The sequence below is a fragment of the Pseudochrobactrum sp. sp1633 genome, assembly GCF_030376605.1.
Taxonomy (GTDB): Bacteria; Pseudomonadota; Alphaproteobacteria; order Rhizobiales; family Rhizobiaceae; genus Pseudochrobactrum.
In genome coordinates, this window is sequence record NZ_JARRAE010000005.1 from 99,735 (window position 1) to 125,837 (window position 26,103).

Genomic DNA, 26,103 nt, shown 5'->3' on the forward strand with positions numbered 1-26,103 from the left:
TAAACACAGATATCAATGCGAATTTTTTGAAAACACACTTATGCCTTCGGCGGCAGAAACGCATTCCGCACCGGTATTGCATTCACAATACACAGCCTGCCAACCCAATCGGGCACAGGGCAGGCTCCGTCATTTTTTTATTTTCGTATTTCCGCAACAGCCCGATGAGTTTATCCGGCTAACGAAATATCTGGTATGAACGCGACTGAAAAAGGGCAGATCAAAAACTGCCTCTATCAGGATAGCTTGAAAATAGTGCCTGTGGTTTTAACGTCGCGCATGTCCGTAAGCGGCAAAAAACAGCGCATTTAATCATAAAGAATTTAAAGTTTAAGCTTTGAAATCACACGTTTTTAGCCGGATTTACCGGCGCCAATAACCATCAGCTGGCTAATATATTTGCGCAGAGTTTTTCTGCGCCATATTTATCGCAGCACTGTATCCGTCTGCATATTCCGCCCTAAAAAATTGACCGGTTTATCGTTTTCATCCTGCAGAAAGGCGGGACCGACAATTCTCACCGCCCGATCAGGAGCGTTATCATCACGCTTTATGGCGACAGAACCCTGCACAGGGTCTGCCCGCTTGGATAACAGTACCCTGTCTGCATCCTGTGTTTTCTTAGGCTTCACACCGCGTGTTCGAACATGCTGAATATATGAAAAGTACTTCGCCCAATTACATTTTTGAAAATTCTCTGCACCCTGATAATTATAGGCCGTCGGCAGCTTTAAATAGGATTCACGTCTGTCAACCGAGAGCATATCCGCGGTTTCAGCAGCCGGATCATCAAGCACATAGAGGTTCACCTCGGGGCTTTCACAGATAAAACGACATTGTGCCAATGTCTCTTTCACGCTGTCGCTTTTTGAAAATTGCGAATGCGGCGCAGGAAAATAATACCCGTCGGACAAACGCACACAAAACAATAATGGTGTACCGGAATACTGTCCGCTGAACGGATTACGACCTGTGTCACTTTTTTTACCGGTTTGAGCCGTGTTTTTAGATGTGTTTTTCAAAGCAGACGGATCAGCATACTTAGCGTTACACCGCGCCAGTGCGGCTGCATTTGCCTGCAACTGCTTTTGTATTTCGCCACGACGCAAGGCAAAATCCCGGCAGGCATTGAAAAAACCGCCTTGAGCGCTTTCACTGGTACAGCCCCTGCCACGCTCCATATTTTTCAAAGCTGCAAGCTGGCGTTTTAAAATCATATCTGAGGCTATGGCGGCATTGCTCGAACAACTGTCAGCAACAGCCGGTGATATCGCAGCAGGCATGGCTGCAAGAAAAATCAGCAATGATGCCCATTTGAAACGCATGAGAGGGTGCGGTTGTTTGGCAGCCTGCGAATGAGCACCCGGCACGCATCTTCCAGTATTGCCCCATACCGATATTCCAACCACTTAAAGCGCTCCCATACCCAGTCTCATACTCTTGCAGCAGAATATTTCAAAAGTAAAAAACTTAAATGAAATGCACAACATACATGAAACAATATTCACATGAATTGAAGGCAGACAGCAAATTTTAAAAATACAACAGAGAGCCAGCCATCATGGCTAAACAGCAAATATTTCAACTCTGTTGCGGCCGTTATTTTTTGCGGAATAGAGACTGAGATCAGCGTTTTGGGTAATGTCGGAGAAAGAACTGCCCCCTGCAGTTGCGAGACAAACACCGGCACTAATGGTCAGTCGCACAATATTACCGTTATATTCAAACGCATCATTTTCAACAGCCTTACGAGCGGCTTCAGCAAACTCATACGCCTCTTTCATCGTCGTCTCAGGCAATATCGCAACAAACTCCTCTCCGCCGATCCGCGCTATAAAATCGGTTTTCCGGAAGACTTGCATCAGAATATTTGCACAGCGTTTTAGCGCTATGTCTCCGGCCGCGTGACCAAACGCGTCATTAATCCGCTTGAAGTGATCAATATCGAGCAGAATCAAAGCAAAAGAGCCGTCATCCGGCTTGTGCTCAGCTAAAGTCAGCTCGTATGCCCTGCGATTATAGAGTTCCGTTAAAGGATCCCGCAGAACCATCTGCCGCAATTCGGAAATACCGCGTTCATAGGCAATCGAAATAGCAAACGCGCCGCTCGCCACGATATGAATTGAAACGATAAGCAGCTGAACTGTGAGCAAATGATCCAGAGGCAGCGGAGTCATTGTATCCGGACTGATCAGCCACGCCTGCACAACACGCAGCAGAAAAGCCAGCCCGACAATACCATAGGCAACCATAAGCCCCCAACGGGATGGCAGCACTTCCTTGTTCGGCTTCAGCAACTCGCGAATAATCAGCGCAATTTCAACAAACAAAATTACATTAACAGCACCGAAGATTACACTGTGCTTGACATAAGAGGAGAGAAAATAAGGAGCAATAACAAGCAGCAGGACAATTAGATTAAATTCAACATAGTTTTTTCGATAGAAAAAACTTCTTAAAGCTTGCCATCTCAGCGCAACACCAAGAACAAGCAGCGCATTTACAAACGCCATTTGCATGATCTGGGAGCGATCAATCACAACGAATATTGTAAACACTGAAGACAGAACAAAATTAGCCGCAGTCCAATAAAGCCAATAGGCCTTATCGCGCTGTTTGAGCCAGATACAAAAAAACGCAATCGCAAACGCGCCGAGAGAAATGGCGTTCACAACGAATAATGTATTTGGTTCAATGTCTAATATGTACTGAATGAGCATCGACTATCAATTCCCCATTGTCGATAAACGAAACACTCCCGGGATGCACTGTTCTTCAGGCGTGCTCCCTAGGGGGAACAAGTCTTTATGCCATTCAATAAATCAATCCTAGTACTCTCGCAAACTGGTCCATCAGTTTGAATCATATTCCACATAGCACTTTGCGAGTAAAATTGCGCTATCACTTTTTTATTCAAAAAGCGATATTTTGAGTATGTGACAGTACAAATAGCGACACGCAATATAAGTACGAATATTATAAATAACAAAAATGAAATTCATCAGAAGATAATTAGTCGTACATTGTGAGATTTTTACTTTTAATCACTTGTAATGATTGCACTTAAAAACACATTAGTTGATAGTAAATTTCAAAACAAAAGTATAGCCATCAGAAACTCACAAGATATCAATTCATCCGTCACAAGCTTGTGCCTATGAAGGCAGGTCACAGACGAAAACATATTAAATGATTTTATATTGTGAAAGATATGGCTGGGGCGCCTGGATTCGAACCAGGGATGCCGGTACCAAAAACCGGTGCCTTACCGCTTGGCTACGCCCCAAAACAAATCACGGAGAGATTCCGTGGCGGTTGATCCGGCTTATAGCCTCAAGAATTTCATTGTGCAATGCACTGAAATCAGATTTTTACATTTTAAAACAAAGCAAACTCTCTTAATGTGGAAATCGCATTTTCTTTTATTGAATTCCTGATCATCCTCACCACAAATCAGCGAAGTACGGTACTTGTGGCAATGCAGAGCGGTGTCGTTTACGCCCGGCGAAAACCGTGCCAAAACACATTGCGGTCAGCGCTGAATACAGCCTCTATTTGAGATATTTAAATTTTCGCATTTTCATAACCACCTGACCATCTCAGCTGGCTGTGACATGTTTCAGGAGCCGGACGATTTGTCATCTTATCTGCTGATCTTTATTCTCTGCTTTATCTCTTCGGTTTTTTTACTCTATATTTTGAAACAGTGGCTTCCTGCGCATTTTCTTGCCGCAGGTTTTAACGCACGTTCCAATCACTCGATACCAGCACGGCAAATCGGCGGGCTAGCCTGTATTCCGGTCTTTGTTTGCGTATTAGTGCTCGCCGGCTTTTGGGACATTATACCGGCAAGGCTGAGCCTTAGCCTGACAGGTGCAGCAATATTAGTCTGGGTTACCGGCTATCTCGATGACAAAGATGAGCTTTCCGTGCGCGTGCGATTGCCTGCCCAATTATTAGCCGCAATCATTGCCGTTTACGGATTAGGCGAAGATTTTCGGATTCTTCCTGACCTTTTTCCACATTGGCTCGAAATCATTTTTTTAACTGTCGCGGTGCTGGGAAGCATCAATGTTGCCAATTTCATGGACGGCCTCGACTGGCTCACCGTGACTGGTATCGGCATTCCGTTATTTCTGCTTGGCATTATTGCAGCCTTGTCTTTGCAGAACCCAACGATTGCGATCATCGGTTTTTCATTAAGCGGCGCTCTTGCAGGATTTGCAGTCTTCAATCGCCATCCCGCTTCAGTTTTTCTTGGTGACTCAGGCAGTCTGCCGCTCGGCCTGATCACAGGCGCAGTGTTCCTGCTGTTTGCTCAACAGGCAGGGCTCATTCCGGCTCTTATCTTACCGCTCTATTATATCGCAGATTCAGGAAGCACGATTATTTTACGCCTTCGTAAGGGTGAAAACATCCTGCAGGCGCACTCTTCCCATGCCTATCAAATCGCAAAACGCGCCGGAAAATCCGTCGGCTTCGTAACCGGCAGTATTGCAGCGCTGAATCTTTTTTTGGCTGGCATCACCGCATTAATAATATCGCTCGGCCCCATCGCACAGATCGCCGGACTTGGCCTTGCAATTCTGTTGACCGGCCTGCTCATTATTTATTTTCGAACAACTGGCTCAAACGCAAAGGCTACTGGCTGATATAGTCGAACAAAAGGGATCGCGCGCCCGCACTGTCATTGCTGTCGAGGAAGCGCTGCATTTGCGGCAGGCGTTGCGGTATTTCATCTGCCTTTGTGCCGCGTTTTTCTGCACAGAGGATTTTCGGGTGGCGTGTGCGCTGCGCCTTGTCCGGATCATAAAACAGCTCTTCATAAAGCTTTTCGCCTTCACGAATGCCGGTGACCCGTATCGCAATATCACCGTCGGGATTTTTAATATCCCGCACAGTCAGGCCAGCCATCAGGATCATATTTTCAGCCAAATCTCTGATTTTTACCGGACGCCCCATTTCAAGCAGGGCAGTCTCTCCGCTTTTAATAACAGCTCCGGACTGAATAATCAGTTCTGCGGCTTCGCGAATAGACATGAAGTAGCGGGTCATATCCTCATCGGTTAGCGTTACCGGCCCGCCTGCTGCAATTTGCTCGCGGAACAACGGCACAACTGAACCGTTTGACCCCAGCACATTACCAAAACGCACACTGGAGAATGACTGCGCGGCTCCTTTTTGCTGTGCAAGATCACCATAATGGCGAATAACGAACTCCGCCCATCGCTTGGTTGCACCCATCACATTTGTAGGGCGTACAGCTTTATCAGAAGAAATCAGAATGAAGCGCTCGACGCCTGTTTTCAGTGCCGCATCTGCAACTGCCTTTGTACCCATAATATTATTACGAATACCCTCGAGCGGATTGGCCTCAACAAGCGGCACATGCTTATAGGCAGCACAATGATAAATCGTATCAATGCCATGCGAAGCAATGACATTCTCCACCAATTCCTGCTGCGTGACAGAACCCAAAACCGGAATGATCTCACAACGGGAGGCAGCTTTCAGCTTTCGTTCCTGCTGATAAAGCGCGAATTCACTGACCTCAAACAGAACGAGTTTACGCGGCTTCCAATTCACAATTGTGCGGCACAATTCACTGCCGATTGAACCACCGGCGCCCGTCACCATAATTGCCCGCCCCTCAATCATGGACTGCAGCATGGCCTCATCCGGCGGCACCGGTGAGCGCCCCAGCAAATCATCAATTTCAATTTTACGCAGCGCACCTACCAAATATTTGCCGCGGGAGAGATCCGCAATCGGCGGCAAAATGCTGGTACGGATTTTTAACCGCCCCAGAATACTGACATAGGTTTTGCGTTCATCCTCACTCATGGAAGGATCAGAAATCACAACCTGACAAACACCGTAATTATCAACAAGATCGGTAATTGCCGTCGGTGCATAAACACGGGTTCCCGCAATATCCATCCCCTGCAGCGACGGATCGCGATCGATGAAACCTGCAACAAATGTATCACGGTGCACACGCAAGGCAGCCGCCAATTGCTGCGCAGCCTCGCCGGTACCAATAATCAACGCAACTTCGCGTTTCACCGGAGTGGAGCTTTCATGCAAAATCCACTTCGCACCAAAGCGCGATATGGACACAAGAATGGTAATCACAAGCCAGTAAATTAAAGGAACGGAACGCGGCACACCTGTGCCACCGGTCATTTCAGTCAGAAAAACCAACGCCACCCAAAGCAGTGATGCAACCGCTGTAGCCTGAAAAATTGACCAGATTGCCTTTTCAGGCAGATAGCGAATAACAGCTCTGTAAAGGCCGTACCGGATGAAGACAGGTACCGCCACCAGCGGTGCCGCCAGCATCAGCAATATTTGCTTGGTATTGGGTAAAAACAAAAAACCATAGCGCAGAACATAGGCCAAATAGACGCCCAGCAAGAGCATGCCCACATCAACGCCGAGCATTGTCAACTGTTTTACAAAACGTGGAAGTTGTGCAATCCGCCTTGAGAAATTTGCCGTTTTCATATGGTTAATCTCTTACCCCGTCTAACAGCAAATCTGTCACCCATTGTCACAAAAATATATTTGGCAGCAAAATAAACTTGATATCAATATTCAAGTATTCGAATTATACTATTTTTTGAACTTACCGATTAGCAAAATACTTATTTCAAAACCAGCCAGCATTACTGAACAGAATAAAATTCCACTGAATAAACGGCGATCCTGTTTAAAAACCGGAACTCATTCCGGCACTTTCTGAAACCTGCATCCAACTTGCACCACATATGCATCATTTCACCAATCAAGCTTTGGCAGATCACGTAAAGGAATTTTATCACCGTATTTATAATTCATCAGATTCGTTAAAGTTGCACGGTGCCAAAGTGTAATTCACCTGCCACTCAGGCAAAGCCGTGCAACAAACTCACAGTGCTTTAACAAGGCTCATACCGGAACCGGCTGGCTATCCTCAAACCAAAGCCAGCGTGCACCATCGCTGAAAGCGGGTTTGCCGTTTTGACCGGTTTTTACAAATATGATGGCTCCCGAACCCGCCTGTGCAGCATTTGGCACTGAGGTCGCTTCATATGCGCCCATACGAATTGGCCCGTCCACATGCAAAGGCGCTGTCGGCCAGACAGAACCAATAGCTATATTGCCGCTTGCACGATCAATCCGCAGGGCCTGCCGCCACTGCCCCGCATCATCCGAAACTTTAATGCTGAAATTATTTTCACCGGCAAGCCCCATCTCCGCATAGCCTGTCCAGCCGCTTTGGAATAAAAGAGAGGCTGTATTATCGCTCAGGTTTTTATTGATCTTCAGCTGGTGCCCTGCCCCGTTATGGGTCAGCAAAACAGCATCAGATGCCACGGCCAAGCGGTTATAATTATCAGCTACCGTATTAATCCCCGCCAGAGGCTGCGGGTTGAGCAGTGCCTGCCATTCTGATCCGCTGAAAATGCAAAATGCATTCTCATCGGCAACATGCATCATCCAGCCGTGCAGAGGTGCAAAATAGAACCATTCATCATCCATAAAAGCTGCAATTTTTCCATCTTGCCCGCTCCATAAACCGCTGGCATTCGCAGGCACAAGATAACGGCTGCCTTCTGCCGGTGCGGCCGGAGGCGAAGAATATTGCCTGCTCAGCACAGACAAGTTCAGCAAGGCATCCAGAATGCGCAGCGCCTCATTATGCGTGACGTGTTTCTGCGCCTGACTGGGCATAATGTATGGCATTTTGAGATTGGGTGTTATTTCCATAGTCAGTTTTCCCCGCTGTTCGATGACGGGGAAAGTCTACGGGCAAGACGAAAGACGGGGATAGATTCCCCCCCGTGTTGTCTTTAACTGCCGCGATAGGTGGAATAAGCCCAGGGACTGACCAGCAGCGGTACGTGATAACTGGCGCTTACATCGGCAATCGCAAAGCGGATCGGGATCAAATCAAGAAACGGCGGCTTAGCCATCTCTGCCCCTTGTGAATCGAAATATTCAGCGACATGAAACTGAAGTTCATAGGTGCCGATGCACATCTCCGCGGCGCTGAGCAGCGGCTCGTCTGTACGGCCGTCAAGATTGGTTATTGTGCGTTTGACCAGCTCCAGTTCACCACTACCCTTCACCAAATATAGCTCAAGGCGCATCGCGGCAGCCGGTTTGCCATGCGCAGTATCAAGAACGTGGGTTGATAGTTTTGCCATAAACGTGCCTTTTCAACTGCATACAGAGCATTTCACAGTCAAGTTGGATCAACTTGACGTCCGTGATAATGCGGAAAATTAAAGAACCTAGAGCGAGCACCGTGATCCAATCTGGGCGTTAACCGCTCTATATTTTACAAGCCAAACATATCTCCCAGACGTAGTTCTGCGATACGCGCGATCTGCCGCAGTGCCTCAGAAACTTCCTGATCGGGCGTGTTTTTCAAACGGGTTTCAAAGCTGGCAAGAATAGAATGTTTGTCATGTCCTTTGCCGTCAAAGCCACGCACAGCGAGAATAAACGGAAAATCGAACCGCTGCTTATAAGCATCATTCAACTGATGAAACTGCGCATATTCTGCATCATTCAGCTGATCTAAACCCGCACCTTTTTGCTCACTGGTAGAAGCATCGGTGAGATCACCGGCGCGTGCTGCCTTGCCTGCCAGATCAGGATGCGCACGGATCAGTACCAGTTGTTGCTCCCGGCCAGCATGGTCAACCACCTGCACCATTGCCTGATGCAGTATTGAAACAGAAGCGAAAGGCCGCTTCCCTGCTACAGCTTCTGCGACCCAAGGGGAGTGCTCGAAAATACCGCCCAGCGCAGACACAAAATCCGTCTCAGGCCGATCATTCAAATCCTGTAAATTCATTTCAAGCTTCACTCTGCTTCTGGCGCTGTCGCAGTTTCATGATGGATTTCAGCACAGTTTCCGGTGTGGCAGGCGCATCCAGCTCCGGTGAGAACTGATGATCCGCAATCGAAGCAATCGCATCACGAATGGCCAGCCAGATAGAAATTCCCAGCATGAGCGGCGGCTCACCAATGGCCTTGGAACGGAACACCGTTTCCTCGCGGTTCGGCGCATTTTCCAATATCCGAACATTGAAAATTTCCGGCACATCGCGGGAACCCGGAATTTTATAGGTTGAAGGGCCTGCAGTGCGTAACCGCCCTGCCTTGTCCCACCATAATTCCTCGCAAGTGACCCAGCCCATGCCTTGCACGAAAGCGCCTTCAATCTGGCCGAGATCAATCGCCGGATTGAGCGGAAAGCCGACATCCTGCAAAATATCCGCCCGCAAGCAGCGCGTTTCACCGGTCAGCGTATCCACCGCCACTTCGGCCACTGCTGCGCCATAGGTGAAATAGAAGAACGGACGACCGCGCATAGTCTTGCCGTCCCAGTGAATCTTCGGCGTCGCATAATGGGCGGCTTCCGAGAGCTGCACGCGCTTTGACCAAGTGAGTTTGGCAAGCTCACCGAAAGACATAGATTCATTACCCGCATAGACACGGTTGCCGCGGAAGATAATCTCACTTTCCTCTGTAGCGTAATGCTCTGCGGCAACCTTGGTCATCCGGCCTTTAATCGCCGTTGCCGCTTTAAATGCCGCCATACCATTGAGGTCAGAACCGGTTGAAGCTGCCGTTGCAGAGGTATTCGGCACTTTGCCGGTGGCGGTCGCCGAGATACGCACCATATCCAGATCGATCTGGAACACCTCCGCCACAACCTGAGCAACTTTGACAAACAGTCCCTGCCCCATCTCCGTGCCGCCGTGGTTCAGAAACACCGAACCATCCTGATAGACATGCACCAGCGCACCGGCCTGATTGAGCGCTGTGAGATTGAACGAGATACCAAACTTCACCGGCATCATTGCCAGTCCGCGGCGGATCAGCGGTTTCCCCGCATTATAGGCATCAATCTCCGCACGGCGCTGTTGCCACTCGCTGCTTTCCAGCAAAGTTTCTGTGACCTGCACCAGCCGGTTATCTTCAACCTTCTGGCCATAGGGCGTTTCATCGCCCGTTTCATCGCCGTAATAATTGATTGCGCGCAGCTGATTGGGATCAAGCTTTAACTCACGGGCAATCGTATCGACGATTGCCTCAATCGCGATAATCCCCTGTGGCCCGCCAAACCCGCGAAATGCCGTATTGGACACGGTATTGGTTTTGCAGGCATGGCCGATAAAATGCGCGTTTTCGACAAAATAGGAATTATCGGCATGGGTCAGTGCACGGGCAATCACCGGCCCTGTGAGGTCCGGCAGGTTGCCGGCACGGGCGAGAAACTCAATATCCAGTCCCTGAATGCGGCCACGGCTGTCCGTACCCGCCTTCCAATGCACTACAAAATCATGGCGTTTGCCGGTGGCAATCATATCATCGCGGCGCTTGAGACGCATTTTGCACGGGCGCCCGGTCTTGGCCGCAACAAGCGCGGCGGCACAGGCTATAATAGTGGCCTGACTTTCCTTACCACCAAAGCCACCGCCCATACGCCGCACCTGACACTCCACCGCATGGGCATGAAGTCCAAGCACATGTGCAACATGATGCTGCACTTCGCTCGGATGCTGTGTTGATGAATGCACCAGCATATCGCCGTTTTCATGCGGCCAGTTTTCACCGGGAATCGCATAGGCAATATGGGTTTCGAGATAGAAATGATCCTGCCCGCCCATAGAAAGGCGACCTGAAAACTGATGCTCCGCATTGGCAATAGCAGTTTTAGCATCGCCCTGTTGCACAACCTGCTGCGGCATCACATAGCTCTTTTGCCGGTGTGCTTCTTCCACATCCAGCACCGGCGCCAGCTCTTCAATATCCAGCTTCACCAGCTTGGCGGCCTTATAGGCGGCTTCAAAACTGGTGGCGGCAATCACCGCGATAGCGCGTCCCTGATGGTCGAGCAGTTCTTCTGCAAAGAGCGGCTCACCTGGCAGCCCCGGTGAAACATCATTGATGCCCGGAATATCATCAACACCCCAGATACCGACCACACCGGCCTGCGCCAAAGCCTCGCTGGCATCCATACCTTTCAGCCTGCCATGAGCAACCGGCGACAATACAAAAGCAGCATGAAGCGTGTCCGGCAATTCCGGCATATCATCAATATAAGTCGCCGCACCGGCTACATGGCGGCTCGCGGAATCATGCACAACACCATGTCCGACAATGCTGCGCTCGACTTTATTCAAAGCACTCTCTGGCGTTGGAAAAGGCTGATGTATTGCAGTCATAGTGCCATTACCTCCACCACTTCGCCGGCAAGATCATGACGCAGACGCTCAACCAGATTTTGCGCCACCATCAACCGATATTCCGCGCTGCCGCGCCAGTCGCTTAAAGGCGCAAGTTCTACAGCAATAGCCTGCGCACAGGCGGCAACAGCAGCCTCATTCAGCGCCTTACCCATTAGCGCCTGCTCGGCGCTCTGCACCCGTTTCGGGATTGCCGCCATACCACCAAAGGCGATGCGGGCATCCGTTACAATTCCGTTCTCCTGCGTCACACGGAATGCACCGCAAACGGTGGAAATATCCTGATCGTAGCGTTTGGAGATTTTATAAACGCGGTAGTCCTGATCCGGTGTCAGCTTCGGAAGTGTGACAGAGGCAATCACCTCGCCTGCACGCAGCTCCGTCTTACGGTAATCAAGAAAAAAATCTTCAAGCGGCAGCGTGCGACTGCCTTCCATACCCGCCAGTTCAATCAGCGCACCAAGGCCGATCAAAGCAGGAGCCCCGTCACCAATCGGGCTGGCTGTGCCGATATTGCCGCCAATTGTACCCTGATTGCGGATTTGTACCGAGCCGAAACGGCGCAGCAGAACGGTCAGTGATGGGTAATAATTGCCGATAGTTGCCAGCACTTCCGCCCATGTTACCGCAGCGCCAAACCGGAAAGACGTTGCATCCTCACGGATTTCGCGCAATTCACGCACATGCGCCGTTGAGATAACCTCGTCCCAGTCACCGTGATAATCGGCCAGTGCGACGCCCAGATCAGTACCGCCCGCCAGCAGCAGGCTCTGCGGATATTGCGTGCGTAATTCCAGCAATTCTTTGAGTGTCTGCGGCTGATGATAGGTCGAGCCGCCATAGCTAAAGCCTGATTGCGGGCGGATATTTTTGAGCGCATCGCTCTCCGGTGCAGCAACAACAGCACCGCCCTGCGCCACCACTTTGCGTGCGGCTTCGACAATCGGGCGATAGCCTGTGCAGCGGCAGAGATTGCCTGCCAGCGTGTCATGGATCAGTTGATCATCAGCTTTGGCACCGGTACTTGCGCAATCTGCAGCCAATCCGCTCAGCGACATCACAATACCGGGTGTGCAGAAACCGCATTGCGATGAGCCGTTTTCTGCCATCGCTGCCTGTACAGGATGAAGCTGTGAAGTTTTCAACCCCTCAACCGTGACCAAGGCTTTACCGTCCAGCTGCCCCATCGTGAGGATACAGCTATTGACGGCACGGTAGCGAAATGCTCCGTCAGCATGATCTGATTGTGGTTCACCCGCCGCAGTGTCAGCCTGCGCAATTGCGTCACGATCTGTGCCGATTAATACGGAGCACGCCCCGCAATCCCCCTCAGCACAGCCCTCCTTCGTTCCCTTGAGCCGCGCCTCCCCGCGCAGCCATTCCAGAACCGTTGTATCTGGCCGGATCTGAACATCCTGCCGGTGACCATTCAGAAAGAAACGGATCATCTGTGTCATAAGACCAGATTGTTACGCCTCTGAATGGTCGTCAAGATGTGCCGTGACAAATGCGGCAAATTAGCTTTGAGTTGCGTTTTAAAGCGACATTTCTGATCTGTTTCATGCCGCTTTTAAACTATGTGAATTTGGAGCATCTGACTGGATGGTCAAATCTCCCTGTCAGAAATCGTGAAATTTTGCTGCGGGAAGTAATATTCTTCCAGATTATTGCCTGCACCGCCACGATCAACCACCAGAAAATCCGAAGTCTTATCCAGTGCCAGCAGCGGATGATGCCAGACATTGCGGTGATAATTCACACCCTGATTGCCTTTCGCCAAAAACGCCACCGGCGCATGTGGAACACCATTATTATCTTCTGCCACAACCACAAGATAATCACGCCCGCTCAGCGGCATAAAGGCCTGCGAGCCCAGCGGGTGGCGTTCAACCATCTTAATGGTCAGCGGCAGCTCCCAAGGCTTACTGCGGAAAATATTCATCAGCACATGAGCACCTTCACCAATGACATCAGCCTGTGCCAATGCATGGTGACGCTCGGTAATGCCCCAGTTAATGAGTTTGATCTCACCCAAACCGGTTTCAATCACATCACCGAATGGTGCAAAATTCTCCGGCGTCAGAGCGCGAACAGGCAAGGTAATGTGTTCCATACTTATTGCCCTGCCGGTTTGTGATGCTCATGCCAATGGCGCGCAATGTCGATACGTTTTGCCACCCAAACCTTGTCATGCGATTGCACATAATCCAGAAAACGCTCCAGTGCCGCAGCACGTCCCGGACGGCCGACCAGACGGCAATGCAGACCGACTGACATCATCTTCGGCGCGCCTTCTACGCCCTCGCGGTAGAGCACATCAAATGTGTCTTTCAGATAATTGAAAAACTGGTCACCGGCATTAAAGCCCTGCGGTGTAGCAAAACGCATATCATTGGCGTCGAGCGTATAAGGCACAATCAGATGCGGCTCCTTTGGCCCCTGCACCCAGAACGGTAGTTCATCGGCATAGGAATCGGCTGAATAGAGAAAGCCGCCTTCTTCCATCACCAGACGCAGTGTATTGTCGGAAGGCTTGCCCTGATAAATCCCGTAAGGACGCTCGCCGGTCAGTTCTGTGTGCAGGCGCACGGCTTCCTGAATGTGACGGCGTTCTTCTTCTTCCGTGAAATCTTTATATTCCAACCAGCGCAGACCGTGGCTGGCGATTTCCCAGCCCGCTTCTTTCATCGCTGCGACCGCTTCCGGATTACGCTCCATCGCCTTGGTCACACCATAGACGGTCACATCCATATTGCGCTTGGTGAACATGCGCCACAACCGCCAAAAACCGGCACGCGCTCCATATTCATAAATCGATTCCATATTCTGGTTGCGCTGCTGCGGCCAGCTCTGCGCACCGACGATCTCGGACAGCAGGCATTCCGATGCCGCATCACCATCGAGAATGCAGCTTTCGCCGCCTTCTTCGTAATTGACCACAAATTGCACGGCAATCTGCGCACCATCCGGCCAGCGCGGGTCTGGTGTATGGCGGCCATAACCAATAAATTCCCGATCACCACATTTTTGCATTATCTGTTCCCCAATTCTCTTTCCTGAAAAGATAAAACTACCGGCATTTTGTCAATGTTAAATTGTCGACAATTTTAACAATAATTGTCAAATACGGCAAATCCGGCGGATAAAGAGGACAAGTTACAGAAAAGCATTTATAGAATGGCCTGTTCTTGTTCTTATGCCTGCCTCAGAAAGCCTGTGCGTAATGTCGCTAAAGTTTAATACGGAATTTGATCCGGCCTATGGTCAAGCCGTTCAGATCGCACCGGACATTCTCCGTGTCACCGTAAACAATGCCAGTGCTTTTACCGGTTACGGCACCAACAGCTACATTATCGGCGAAACCCATCTGGGTGTTATCGATCCGGGGCCGGAAGATGACGCTCATTTTGAAACGCTGATACGTACAATTGCAGGCAGGCCTGTCAGCCATATATTTGTCAGTCACACCCATCGCGATCATTCGCCGCTTAGCACGAGACTGAAGGCCGAGACTGGCGCGACCATTGTCGCGCAAGGCCCGCATCAGTCCGCCCGCCCGTTATTTGACGGTGAAAGCAATGCACTGGATGCCAGTGTGGACACAGATTTTGCGCCGGATATTTGCGCGGCAGATGGTGAGGTTTTCACCAGTCCGGACTGGGCGATGGAGGTTATTCATACCCCCGGCCATATGGCCAATCATGCCTGCTTCGCCCTGAATGATCGCGGCATTCTGTTTTCCGCCGATCATGTCATGGCATGGGCAACCACGATTGTCGCTCCGCCGGACGGCTCGATGCGCACCTATATGCAATCGCTGGAAAAGCTGCTCAAGCGTAAAGATGTGTTCTATTTGCCGGGGCATGGCGCACCGATTACCAAACCGCACCGCTTTTTACGCGGACTTCGCGCCCATCGGAAAATGCGTGAGCGGGCAGTGCTTGAGCGCGTTCTGCAAGGGGATGAAACCATTGCTGACATGGTTGCCGCTATTTACCGCGATACAGATCCGCGCTTGCACGGCGCCGCGGGGCTTTCCGTTTTCGCGCATCTGGAAGATCTGGTCTCACGCGGCTTGGTCATCACAGATGGCGACCCTATGCCGGACAGTGTCTATCGTCCTGCTACAGCATAATTCCTTAAACTTGAATCAGTTTAAGGTAAAATTATGCTGTAAATAGAAAGTGTTAGAGCGACCTTTGTGCGCCCAAGAGGGCGCACGGCGCTCTAATCCTTACTCTTCGGGTGCATCCGGCACAGCATTGCGCATTTCCAGATCAAGCGCATCGAAAAACGCCCCGATTAGCTTTGCATTAAAGCCGAGATCATAGCGGCCATAACGGGAGACAGAGCGTATATCCACAGTGGTCTGCTCCGCCTCATCCCTGAGCCTCACCACAAGATCGCTGCGCAATCCGAGCAGGAGTGTTCTGGCCGTTGCCTCAACACTCACATCCACATCCTCGCCGGCAACACCTGAAATGCTGACAATGCCAAACCCCTGATCTTTCAGCACTTTAAGGACAGCTTTTAAAACGTGATCCTGAGCACTGTCATATTGCCGGCCGCTCACCTCAGGATAGGCAGAGATTTGCTGCAACATATCCGGCACAGCATCCGTGCCGAGGCTGTTTTGCACAATCAAATCGCCTAATCCCAGTCGATCAAGCATTCGCATGCGGATATTTGGTTTCTGCGCCTGCAAAATATCCTGTTCATTCCCCATCACAGTATTGAACTGCACTGAGGTTTCCAAGTCCGTGGAAATATCGTGAATACGCGGCGTTGAAGTGATCTGCCCGAGCAACAATGCGGGCGGTACCAATGTGACCAGCGCGATAAGACAGGCGCGCATTGCACGCCGCCCGCCGGTATCGCCGCTACGCCATAAATTGTAAAAAGATTTTACTGCGAGCAGCAGAGCCAGCACAGACAAAAACACCGACAGTGTCACAATAAACACCAGATCCGGCTGTTGGATCAAACTGAACCGGTGCAACACAACCGCGGCGACAAGCAATCCGAAGCCTGTCAGCGCACAGAAAGGAGCATATCTGGCCGACCGCGATGAGCGACGGCTTACTTTGCGCCGGATGTAATAATTATCAAGCATCGCCCGCCATATTGCTGATCTTGTTCAACTGAAAAAGATGCTAAATTTTTATCTGTGGCGCAAAATTCAACAGGATTTATGCGCACCACCAAAGCGCAACAATACGCGAACAGAATTGCCGCAAGCAAGTACTGTTAATTTTATCAGCTGACGAAAGCGGCAAAGATCTGTGATTAACGTTAGATAAAAGAGAAATATTTTTATTTATCATGGTATTATGACAAATCACTAAAATGAGATTGCATCCAATCCACAAACTGCCACAATCAGTTTTTGGACAATAATAATTTATCCAACCGGAGACGCTCCCCCTATGAGGCAAACGCCCTCCTCTACCGAAGAAACAATGATAGCCGCGTCTGAGGAGAGCGCATCACTTGAAGCCGTTGAGGTCGAGTTTGCGCTTGGCGCGCAGGATGTTCTGACAGACGGTTTTGACTTGTCTTTAGCCAAAGCCGCAGAGATTGTCGGCGGTGAAGTCCTGTTCAATATGCCCGCACTCGACACGACCAATGCGCAGCGCATCGGTGCTATTCTTGTGCCGTCAACTTTGCAGGATCAGGTGGTTTTCGTCACATTGCTGAATGACGGCATCACGCTGTCCCACGCGCCGCTGTCCGGCAACAACACCCTGTTTGAAAGCCTCGGCCGCAATTATGCTGCTGTGATGGGCAAGCTCAAAAACGATCTCTGAAACCCTTCGTCTATCTGATACGTCATTGTACAGAGACCGGAGCAGGCTCTGCCGATGCCGGTTTTGTCTTTGTTTTAGAATGGGTTTTATTCTCTTTCTGCGAAACAGATCCATTGGGCGGTGCAGTTTCACTCACCACATTCGGTGCAGCACGCGCGGGTATGTCCCGCAGCAATTTGAACTGCGCGCCTTTTTTCTTCAGCGCCAGAATACCTTCAGCCACACCTGCACCCGAGGCACGTTTCGGCTGATTGATATGCGAAATAATCACATCGCCGTCTTTGGCATAAGATATACGCCTTGCAACCGTTGCGGCAGGCAGTGAAGCACCGCGATCACCGTTGAGCGAATAACCGGCGACCTTGTATCCCATCCCCTCAATCTGGCGCACAGCATCCGTTGAATAGCGCGCTGTCGCATCACGGTACCATTGCGGCTGCGTGCCGAAGATTTCGGTGATCTTATCCGCACCGCCCTTCACTTCCGTCTCAATAGCGGCAGGTGTTCCGGCAGTCGGAATGCCATACATGGTTTTCAGCACGGTAATCGCAGGCACATGCTCGGCACCGTGATTTTCAATCGCGAACAGTTCAGGATGGGCTTTCAGAATTTCAATCGCAGCCTGATTGCGCCGCAGCCAGCGGGCGGTCACAAACAAGGTTGCCGGAATTTTCTCCCGCACCAGCACATCGAGAATTCGGTGATCAATATCGCCCGAGCAGGCGTCCAGCGTGAGTGCGACCTGTATCGGATTTGATTTCGCGCCTGCGAGATTAAGCTGCGGTTCAATAATCAAATGACGCTGCGAAACCTTTGACGAGAGCAACGCCTCATCCGCAGCAAAAGCCGCAGTTGCACCAATACTCAGGCTCAAGCCCAGCAATACGATTTTAAGAACAGACATCTCGCACCGGCTCATAATTCACGATGAATTTATAGCATCATAAACTGCAAATGCGCCGGATGAAGCATCCGGCGCATCGTCTTGATTATTTACAACGTTACTTCGTTGCAGCTATCGCCGCTTGTGCTGCTGCCAGACGGGCAATCGGCACGCGGAACGGTGAGCAGGACACATAATCCAGACCGGTCTTTTCATAGAAACCGATCGATGCCGGATCACCGCCATGCTCGCCGCAAACACCAAGCTTGATATTGCTGCGCTGCTTGCGGCCACGCTCGGCTGCGATTTGCACCAGTTCCCCCACACCGTCAAAATCGACGGTCACAAACGGATCCTGCTCGATAATGCCCAGCGCCTGATATTGCGTCAGGAAGGATGAAGCATCATCACGCGATACGCCGAATGTCGTCTGTGTCAGGTCATTGGTACCGAAGGAGAAGAACTCAGCCGTCTCAGCAAGCTCCCCTGCCCGCAAGGCGGCACGCGGCAGCTCGATCATGGTGCCGACCATATAATCAACCTGCACACCGCTCTCGGCAATGATCTGTGCTGCGACTTTATCAATCCGTGCTTTGACAAAATCCAGCTCGGCTTTGATACCAACCAGCGGCACCATAATTTCCGGAATAACCGCCTCGCCGGTATCTTTGGCAGCAGCAATTGCCGCCTCAATAATCGCACGGGTCTGCATTTCCGCAATTTCCGGATAGGAGATCGCCAGACGGCAACCACGATGCCCAAGCATCGGGTTAAACTCATGCAGGCTTTCCGCACGCTCGGTCAACTTATCGACATCAACGCCCATGACATTGGCGACTTCAGCGATTTCTTCTGCAGTCTTTGGCAGGAATTCATGCAATGGCGGATCGAGCAGACGAATGGTGACCGGCAGACCCTGCATGATCTCAAACAATTCGGTGAAATCATCGCGTTGCATTGGCAGGAGCTTATCCAGCGCAACACGACGGCCTTTTTCATCCGATGCCAAAATCATCTCACGCATAGCCAGAATGCGCGGGCCTTCGAAGAACATATGCTCGGTGCGGCACAGGCCGATGCCTTCCGCACCGAAAGAACGGGCAGCACGGGCATCCGCCGGTGTTTCGGCATTGGTGCGCACTTTCATGCGGCGTGCCTCATCTGCCCAAACCATCAGCTTGCCAAAATCACCGGAGAGTTCCGGCTGCTGCATCGCCACGGTGCCTTTCAGCACCTGCCCGCTGCCGCCATCAATGGTGATGATGTCGCCTTTTTTGAACGTGCCACCTGCAGTCAGCATCGTGCCGTTGCGATAATCAATGCGCAATGTGCCTGCACCAGAAACACAAGGTTTGCCCATGCCACGGGCAACCACTGCCGCATGGCTGGTCATGCCGCCGCGCGAGGTCAGAATACCTTCTGCCGCGTGCATACCGTGAATATCTTCAGGGCTGGTTTCGATGCGCACCAGAATGGCTTTACGGCCTTCCGCTTTCAGTTGTTCCGCATCTTCCGACGAGAACACAATCTCACCGGTTGCCGCACCCGGAGAGGCAGGCAGACCAATGCCGATCACATGGCGTTCAGCTCTCGGATCAATAGTCGGATGCAGCAGCTGATCCAGCGATGACGGATCAATCCGGTTAACCGCCTCATGCTTGCCGATCAGCCCTTCCTCAACCATTTCCACGGCCATTTTCAGCGCAGCTTTAGCAGTGCGCTTACCGGAACGGGTTTGCAGCATCCAGAGTTTGCCGCGTTCAATGGTGAATTCCAGATCCTGCATATCGCGGTAATGTTGTTCCAGACGATCTGCGATTTTAAGAAACTCGGCAAAAGCTTCCGGCATGATTTTTTCAAGCGATGGTCGCTCGGAACCGGCCTCAATGCGGGCTTCCTCGGTAATATTCTGCGGCGTGCGGATACCGGCCACCACATCTTCGCCCTGCGCGTTGACAAGGAACTCGCCGTAAAGCTTGCGCTCACCGGTGGAAGGGTTGCGGGTAAAGGCCACGCCGGTTGCCGATGTGTCACCCATATTGCCGAAGACCATAGCCTGCACATTAACAGCAGTGCCCCAGTTTTCCGGAATATTATGCAGGCGGCGATAGGTGATCGCGCGGGCATTCATCCATGAGGAGAAAACGGCAGAAATCGCGCCCCAAAGCTGCGCTTCCGGATCCTGCGGAAACGGCTCGCCCAGTTCTTCCTCAACCTTGGCCTTGTACTGGTCAATCACACCGCGCCAGTCGTCTGCAGTCAGATCGGTATCAACATCCAGATCGAGATTGGCCTTGGCATCATCGAGAATTTCTTCGAAGAAAGAATGGTCAACGCCCAGCACTACATCCGAATACATCTGGATGAAGCGGCGGTAGCTGTCATAGGCGAAGCGCTCATCTTTCGCTTCAGTTGCGATAGCCGCAACGGTCGCATCATTGAGGCCGAGATTGAGTACAGTATCCATCATGCCCGGCATGGATGCACGGGAACCGGAACGCACGGAAACCAGAAGCGGACGTGTTGCATCGCCCAAACGGCGGCCCGTCAGCGCAGTGATATGCTCCAGCGCTTGCATAACCTGATCCTTCAGAACTTCAGGATAAGTCCGGTCATGATCATAATAATAGGTGCAGACATCGGTGGTAATGGTAAAGCCCGGAGGCACCGGCAGCCCAAGGCTGCTCATCTCAGCAAGGTTAGCACCTTTGCCGCCCAGAAGATTACGATCACTTGCAGCGCCGTCGGCTTTGCCGTCGCCAAAGCGATATACCCACTTAACCATTCCCGTCCTCCTGTTATGACCGGCTCAGGCGTAATGTAAGTAATGATAGCCGATACCGGATACACATCTTCTGCTTAAGCGATAGGCCCGATGCGGGCTACTGAAAAATGCATAAAACCGGTAACAAACGACAACGTAGCTAATGTATATTTGTTTAAATCGATTTTGCGGAATTCGATTCCGGTTTATCATCGGGTTCGATGCACGGCCTGAATGGGGCGATGCCTGATTTTTTTCTGTGTTTCTGCAAGTTAACGGAATCAGCTGATATTTTGATTCCGGATAATATCGACACTGAACCGGCCGGTATCAGAACCGGTCTTACCAACGCGATGACGAGGCAATGATGCGTAAAACCGGAAAACTCGACTATCTCGAAATGCCTGCCGGCTCAAGCGGCTTGAATGAAGTTAAGGCATTTTACACCAGCGCCTTCGGCTGGAACTTCACCGATTACGGACCGGATTATGCCGCCCATTCAGAAGGGCTGGACGGCGGCTTTTATCAAGGCGCCGAGACTGCAAGCGCCAAGCCGCTACCGGTGCTTTATTCAGAAAATCTGGAACAGACGCTGATTGATGTTGAAAAAGCTGGCGGGAAAATCGTCAAACCGGTTTTCAGCTTTCCCGGTGGCCGCCGCTTCCATTTCACCGACCCGTCCGGCAATGAACTGGCCGTGTGGAGCGAGACTTAAACCGTATAAGACACGGCATTAATAACGAGCATGGCACCAGAAATGGTGCCATGCTCGTTCAGTGAATATCTTCTGCACGGGCGCAGTTTTCTGCTTCCATCTGCAAAGTTGTATGATGCAGATCATATTGCTCCTGCAGCACTTGCTCGACAGCGCGGCGCACAGTTTCACCATTGGCATTTTCACTCAGCACAATATGGGCAGTCAGAGAATGCTGGCTTTTGGTCAGCGACCAGACATGCAGATCATGGATTTCGGCAACGCCGGACACACCCAGCACAGACTGTTCCAGCTTGCGCAAATCCAGCCCGACCGGCACACCTTCCAGCAGAATATTGATACATTCTTTGAGCAGCACCCATGTGCGCGGAAACACCATAAAGCCGATGCCGACAGCGATAACCGAGTCCACCCACTGCCAGCCTGTCAGATAGATAATAATAGCACCGACGATAACCCCGACAGAGCCGAGCATATCCGCCCAGACTTCGAGATAAGCGCCTTTAACATTCAGGCTTTCGTCTTTTTTGCCGCTCAAAAGCTGCATCGAAATAAAATTAACAATCAGCCCGAAAATCGCGACAATCATCATACCAACAGATTGCACATCCGCAGGCTGAGACAAGCGAACATAGGCCTCGTAGAGAATATAGAATGCGACGAGCAGCAACAGCATCGCATTGATTGCGGCGGCCAGAATTTCAAAACGGGAATAGCCATAGGTGCGGAAAACATCCGCTGCACGCCGCCCCAGATAAATAGCGATAAGAGCGAGAGCCAGCGCGAAAGTATCTGTTGCCATATGCATAGCATCGGACAGCAGAGCCAGACTGCCGGTCACATAACTGCCGATAATTTCGGCAATCATGAAGCTACCCGTCAGCCCCAAGGCCATCCAAAGCCTTGAAACCGGTGTATTGCTTACGTCCGCATGATTATGATCACCGCTCATATTCTGTCCTTTAATTCCGAACATCAGCAATAACTGTAGCAGCTGTCAAACCAAGTAAAGCACATCTGAAAGGTATATTTCATTTTGAATCGGACAAAAGATAGCCGGACGCTTTAACAGGTTTAAAATTTACATAGCTTTATACGGCTTCGCGCATGGCAGAGGCGGTTTGCAGATCAACCGATACCAGCTGACTCACGCCCTGCTCGGCCATTGTCACACCAAACAGACGATCCATACGTGCCATCGTAATCGGATTGTGCGTAATGATGACAAAGCGTGTTTTTGTGGATGCAGCCATCTCATCCATCAGATTGCAATAGCGCTCCACATTGTGGTCATCAAGTGGTGCATCCACCTCGTCCAGCACGCAGATCGGTGCCGGATTGGTCAGGAACACAGCAAAGATCAGCGCCATCGCTGTCAGCGCCTGCTCACCACCGGAAAGCAAAGTCATGGTCTGGGGCTTTTTACCCGGTGGGCGTGCCAGAATTTCCAGACCGGCATCCAGCGGGTCTTCCGATTCAATCAATTGCAGTTCTGCTGTGCCACCGCCAAAGAGATGCGTGAACAGACGTTGAAACTGCTCATTGACCACGTCAAAAGCAGCCAGAAGGCGCTCACGCCCTTCTTTATTCAGACTTTGGATCGCCTGACGCAGTTTCTTGATGGCCTCGATGACATCTTCACGCTCATTGATGATCGCATCCTGCCGCTCGGACAATTCGCGCTGCTCTTCTTCAGCACGCAAGTTCACCGCACCGAGACGCTCCCGCTCAATCTTCAAGCGATCAAGCTGACGATCCGTGTGATCCATATCCGGCATCGGATCACCGGCGCTTAGTCCTGTATGACGGAAAGCTTCATGCGGTGCACAATTCAGCACTTCGGCGATACGCGTCTCAGCATCCTTGCGACGCTCCTCAGCCGCTGTCAGACGCTCTTCAGCGCGTGCGCGCACTTCGCGCGACGATGCCAGTTCCTGAATGGCGAGTGTTGCCCGCTTGTCCAGCTTGGCCTGTTCTGTCTCGGCAATGCTCAACCGGTCGGAAGTTTCCTTGCGCTGCATATCAGCATCGGCAACAGCACTCTGCAATTCACGGCGGCGCTCATCAATATCTGCCGGTGCTTCCGCCAGATCCTCAGCCTCGTCGCCGGTCTCTGCTCTGCGCTCAGTCAGCGCAGCAATCTGTCTGCGGGCATTTTCCGCACGCGACTGCCAGCTTTTGCGCTCATGACCAATCATTTCCAAACGACGCAGACGGTTCTCTGCATCGCGACGCAGATTATCATGCGCAGCGCGGGCTTCCGTCATGGCTGCACGGTCGGCCATCACTTGCGTGGTCAGAGATGTGAGGCGCAGGTTCAGTTCCTGAAGGTCAGGCAGATCATCAAGCCGGATCTGCGCTTCTTCAAGCTGGATCGTATTTTCTTCCAGACTATCGCTGATGCGGGTGCGCGCCTCATCCAGCGCTGCGCGTTTGCTGGATAGTTGTCCCGCGGCACGCTCGGCCTCAGCCAATGCATCACGCGCTTGTGCCAGTTCACGCTGTGCCGCGCGCCAATGGTCACGCAGGCTGCGTTCACGTTCCACGGCCTCGCGCAAAGTGGTTTCAGCCTGACGCAATGCTGCTTCTGCCTGCGCCACACGATTGCGTGCTGTGACAGTTGAAGCCTCAAGCTCTGCAAGACGGTTTTTCTGTGCCAAGCGCTGCGCGGCAGCAGTCGGCGCATCGGAACGCGCCGTAAATCCATCCCAGCGCCAGAGACTACCCTCGCGGCTTACCAATCGCTGACCGCTCTGCAATTGTGCCTGCAGGCTCGCGCCTTCGCTGTCATCAACCAGACCGATCTGCGAAAGACGTGCTTTGAGTGCCGCAGGTGCGTCCACTACAGTGCTGAGCGGCACCGCGCCCTGTGGCAGCGAGCCAAAATCCCGTGCATTCTGACTATCAATATCTGTCCAGAAAACCGGTGCCTGCGGATTAACCGGCGCTTCAAGATCATCACCAAGTGCGGCACCAAGCGCGGTTTCAAAACCTTTTTTCACCTGCATCTGCTCAACAACAGCAATGTAGGTCGTCGATTGACCGCTGTTGAGAATACTCGCCAAAGTACGAGCTTCCGTCTCAATCCGGTTTAGTTCTTCACGGGATTGGTTCAACGGCTGGCGGCGGTTGGTTTCTTCTTCCCGCGCCTGCTCCACCATTTCTTCGCAGGCCAGTGTCTGCTCTTCGGCAGCCATTGTAGCTTCTTCAGCCAATGCAACTCTGGCCGCTTTTTCTTCCGTACCGGCAAGGGTTTTGAGCTGCGCTTCAAGAGCTGCAATATCCTGCTCAACCGTGCGCAACTGAAAGACAAGCTTTTCACGGCGCTCTGCAGTATCCCGCACCAACCGCTCAGACTGCGTGCGCTCTGCTGCGGCTTCAGCCCGCACAGAGGTTAGTTGAGCAAGCCCGGTTTCGCGCTCGCGCAACTGTTCCTGACTTTCAGCCAAGCGCTCTTCAGCTTCAATCGCGCGGTCGCCGGATGCCTCATTCTGCTCATGCAAATCCTGCTCTTCATCATCCAGACGCTCCAGAACACCGGCATGTTCTTGCAGCATCTGTTCTTCACGCAGAATATCAGCACTCAATTGTTCAAGCCGCTTCAAAAGCTCGGAGCGGCGTTGTGTCAGACGGGCGGCTTCCTCATCCAGCTGTGAAACCGCAATAGTCAGGCGCTGCAAAGCCGCGGCAGCTGAAGCCTGCTGGCTCCGCAGCTCCGGCAGATGCTGTGCAGAAATAGCCTGTTCTTTGGCAGCGATCATCTGCGCCTGCGCCATTGCGCCGACATGCGATGTGGCCGTGGCCAGTGCGCTTTGCCCCTCGCCTTCGTGGTGCTTTGCCTGCGACCAGCGCAGATGCAACAAAATTGCCTCTGCCGCACGGATATCTGCTGACAAAGCACGGAAGCGGTTCGCCTGACGGGACTGGCGCTTCAGGCTTTCGATCTGCGTTCCAAGCTCGCCTACCACATCCTCCAACCGCTCAAGATTGGTTTCAGCCGCACGCAAACGCAGTTCGGCTTCATGGCGGCGTGAATGCAGGCCGGAAATGCCCGCCGCCTCTTCCAGAAGCGCGCGTCGTGCCTGCGGCTTGGCCTGAATTAACTCCCCGATACGGCCTTGCCCGACCATAGATGGAGAACGCGCACCGGTGGAATGATCGGCAAACAGCAACTGCACATCTTTAGCGCGCACCTCTTTGCCGTTAATGCGATAGACCGAACCGGATTCACGCTCGATACGGCGCGAAACCTGCAATTCATCAACATCATTATAATTTGCGGGTGCCGTGCGATCACTATTATCGAGAAACAGTGTCACCTCTGCAGTATTTCGTGCAGGACGCGTGCCTGAGCCGGAAAAAATCACATCATCCATGCCGGAAGCGCGCATGTTTTTATAGGAGTTCTCTCCCATAACCCAGCGCAGCGCTTCAACCAAATTGGACTTACCGCAGCCATTCGGCCCGACGACACCAGTCAACCCGCCCTCAATGACGAATTCCATCGGCTCGACAAAAGATTTAAATCCGAGAAGACGCAGCTTGGTAAAACGCATCAGCTCTCACCCCGCAAAATCTGGTGCGGGCAAAGCAGACTTTTAAAAATTCTTGTAAAATCAGACACTATTATTTTTAAATACAGAAATGCAGCGGGCACAGAAAAGCGCCCGCTGCATGATAATGCA

The 26,103-nt window shown here is 51.6% G+C and carries 19 protein-coding genes and 1 tRNA gene; 4 read left to right on the forward strand and 16 right to left on the reverse strand.

The features are described 5' to 3' along the window. Positions 1-425 precede the first annotated feature (425 nt). The 3 genes from P8H26_RS07455 to P8H26_RS07465 all read right to left on the reverse strand — a co-directional run bounded on the left by P8H26_RS07455 (position 426) and on the right by P8H26_RS07465 (position 3,286). The gene (locus tag P8H26_RS07455) at positions 426-1,325 is read right to left on the reverse strand and encodes a DUF2865 domain-containing protein (protein ID WP_289632307.1); all 900 of its coding nucleotides are present in this window, start codon (positions 1,323-1,325) and stop codon (positions 426-428) included. Positions 1,326-1,565: 240 nt separating this feature from the next. After that, complete coding sequence (locus P8H26_RS07460; RefSeq protein WP_289632308.1) at positions 1,566-2,720, reverse strand: GGDEF domain-containing protein; 1,155 nt, start codon at positions 2,718-2,720, stop codon at positions 1,566-1,568. 492 nt (positions 2,721-3,212) lie between these two features. Further along, a tRNA-Gln gene (locus P8H26_RS07465) sits at positions 3,213-3,286 on the reverse strand. 328 nt (positions 3,287-3,614) lie between these two features. Here P8H26_RS07465 and P8H26_RS07470 point away from each other — a divergent pair. Continuing rightward, complete coding sequence (locus P8H26_RS07470; RefSeq protein ID WP_289632309.1) at positions 3,615-4,652, forward strand: glycosyltransferase family 4 protein; 1,038 nt, start codon at positions 3,615-3,617, stop codon at positions 4,650-4,652. Here P8H26_RS07470 and P8H26_RS07475 read toward each other — a convergent pair. The 8 genes from P8H26_RS07475 to puuE all read right to left on the reverse strand — a co-directional run bounded on the left by P8H26_RS07475 (position 4,642) and on the right by puuE (position 14,282). Beyond that, positions 4,642-6,507, reverse strand: a complete 1,866-nt coding sequence (locus P8H26_RS07475) for a nucleoside-diphosphate sugar epimerase/dehydratase (protein ID WP_289632310.1) — start codon at positions 6,505-6,507, stop codon at positions 4,642-4,644. The genes P8H26_RS07470 and P8H26_RS07475 overlap by 11 nt on opposite strands. A gap of 423 nt (positions 6,508-6,930) precedes the next feature. Continuing rightward, positions 6,931-7,752: a DUF2793 domain-containing protein gene (locus tag P8H26_RS07480; protein ID WP_289632311.1), complete on the reverse strand. Its 822-nt coding sequence runs from the start codon at positions 7,750-7,752 to the stop codon at positions 6,931-6,933. A gap of 83 nt (positions 7,753-7,835) precedes the next feature. Then, complete coding sequence (gene uraH / locus P8H26_RS07485) at positions 7,836-8,192, reverse strand: hydroxyisourate hydrolase (protein ID WP_289632312.1); 357 nt, start codon at positions 8,190-8,192, stop codon at positions 7,836-7,838. A gap of 134 nt (positions 8,193-8,326) precedes the next feature. Continuing rightward, positions 8,327-8,848 (reverse strand): 2-oxo-4-hydroxy-4-carboxy-5-ureidoimidazoline decarboxylase, encoded by a 522-nt coding sequence (uraD, locus tag P8H26_RS07490; RefSeq protein ID WP_289632313.1) that lies wholly within the window; start codon positions 8,846-8,848, stop codon positions 8,327-8,329. 1 nt (position 8,849) lies between these two features. Next, positions 8,850-11,228 carry a xanthine dehydrogenase molybdopterin binding subunit gene (gene xdhB / locus P8H26_RS07495; protein WP_289632314.1) on the reverse strand — a complete coding sequence of 793 codons (2,379 nt, stop codon included), beginning with the start codon at positions 11,226-11,228 and terminating at the stop codon, positions 8,850-8,852. Beyond that, positions 11,225-12,706, reverse strand: a complete 1,482-nt coding sequence (gene xdhA, locus P8H26_RS07500) for a xanthine dehydrogenase small subunit (protein WP_289632315.1) — start codon at positions 12,704-12,706, stop codon at positions 11,225-11,227. Before xdhA ends, xdhB begins: the two co-directional genes overlap by 4 nt. Positions 12,707-12,855: 149 nt before the next feature. Continuing rightward, positions 12,856-13,362: an ureidoglycolate lyase gene (locus P8H26_RS07505; RefSeq protein ID WP_289632316.1), complete on the reverse strand. Its 507-nt coding sequence runs from the start codon at positions 13,360-13,362 to the stop codon at positions 12,856-12,858. A gap of 2 nt (positions 13,363-13,364) precedes the next feature. Then, the gene (gene puuE, locus P8H26_RS07510) at positions 13,365-14,282 is read right to left on the reverse strand and encodes an allantoinase PuuE (RefSeq protein ID WP_289632317.1); all 918 of its coding nucleotides are present in this window, start codon (positions 14,280-14,282) and stop codon (positions 13,365-13,367) included. 190 nt (positions 14,283-14,472) lie between these two features. On the opposite strand from puuE, the gene P8H26_RS07515 reads away from it, so the two are divergent. Further along, positions 14,473-15,384, forward strand: coding sequence for an MBL fold metallo-hydrolase (locus P8H26_RS07515; protein WP_289632318.1), 912 nt, complete (start codon positions 14,473-14,475; stop codon positions 15,382-15,384). Positions 15,385-15,483: 99 nt separating this feature from the next. Here P8H26_RS07515 and P8H26_RS07520 read toward each other — a convergent pair whose 3' ends face one another. Continuing rightward, positions 15,484-16,233: a DUF1499 domain-containing protein gene (locus P8H26_RS07520; protein ID WP_289632319.1), complete on the reverse strand. Its 750-nt coding sequence runs from the start codon at positions 16,231-16,233 to the stop codon at positions 15,484-15,486. Positions 16,234-16,675: 442 nt separating this feature from the next. On the opposite strand from P8H26_RS07520, the gene P8H26_RS07525 reads away from it, so the two are divergent. Beyond that, entirely contained in the window at positions 16,676-17,056 is a 381-nt protein-coding gene (locus P8H26_RS07525) for a hypothetical protein (RefSeq protein WP_289632320.1), read from the forward strand. Positions 17,057-17,078: 22 nt separating this feature from the next. Here P8H26_RS07525 and P8H26_RS07530 read toward each other — a convergent pair whose 3' ends face one another. Further along, positions 17,079-17,960: a polysaccharide deacetylase family protein gene (locus P8H26_RS07530; RefSeq protein WP_289632321.1), complete on the reverse strand. Its 882-nt coding sequence runs from the start codon at positions 17,958-17,960 to the stop codon at positions 17,079-17,081. A 97-nt stretch (positions 17,961-18,057) separates the two neighbouring features. After that, complete coding sequence (gene ppdK / locus P8H26_RS07535; protein WP_289632322.1) at positions 18,058-20,724, reverse strand: pyruvate, phosphate dikinase; 2,667 nt, start codon at positions 20,722-20,724, stop codon at positions 18,058-18,060. Positions 20,725-21,070: 346 nt separating this feature from the next. Here ppdK and P8H26_RS07540 point away from each other — a divergent pair, with 346 nt between their 5' ends. Beyond that, complete coding sequence (locus P8H26_RS07540) at positions 21,071-21,418, forward strand: VOC family protein (RefSeq protein ID WP_289632456.1); 348 nt, start codon at positions 21,071-21,073, stop codon at positions 21,416-21,418. Between the two features lie 58 nt (positions 21,419-21,476). On the opposite strand, the gene P8H26_RS07545 is transcribed toward P8H26_RS07540, so the two are convergent. Together P8H26_RS07545 and smc are read right to left on the reverse strand one after the other, a co-directional pair. Beyond that, positions 21,477-22,370, reverse strand: a complete 894-nt coding sequence (locus P8H26_RS07545) for a cation diffusion facilitator family transporter (RefSeq protein ID WP_289632323.1) — start codon at positions 22,368-22,370, stop codon at positions 21,477-21,479. Between the two features lie 139 nt (positions 22,371-22,509). After that, positions 22,510-25,974, reverse strand: a complete 3,465-nt coding sequence (gene smc / locus P8H26_RS07550; protein ID WP_289632324.1) for a chromosome segregation protein SMC — start codon at positions 25,972-25,974, stop codon at positions 22,510-22,512. Positions 25,975-26,103 lie beyond the last annotated feature (129 nt).